Annotated in this window: 1 rRNA gene; it reads right to left on the bottom strand. The window is 60.8% G+C overall.

The annotated features are described in order from the left end of the window. Positions 1-263: 263 nt before the first annotated feature. A 16S ribosomal RNA gene (locus ACYQ78_RS39375) occupies positions 264-329 on the bottom strand; the annotation flags it as partial.

Below are 329 nucleotides of genomic sequence, written 5' to 3'. Positions count from 1 at the left end.
CTCAACAACAAGGCCACCACACGGAGGCGGCAGCCCGGTTGAGACGGTCCGTTTCCTCAGGACCCAACAGTGTGCTCAGCCCAAGCTCCGGATCCAGCATCACGTTCCCACTCCCAGCAAGCTGGGCGGTACTAGCGGTGCCGGCAACCTCGGCCGACTGATTAGCCAGTGCTCCACTAATGAGCTGCCGTGCATCGAACATTCGCCGATGGTCACGACGTGGACTCCGCGAGACGATGCTCACGGAAGCCTGTGCTCCTTAGAAAGGAGGTGATCCAGCCGCACCTTCCGGTACGGCTACCTTGTTACGACTTCGTCCCAATCGCCAG

The organism is Herbidospora sp. RD11066 (assembly GCF_054661255.1).
The sequence above is the reverse complement of the archived record's forward strand: the minus strand, read 5'-3'. Positions and strand labels throughout refer to the sequence as shown.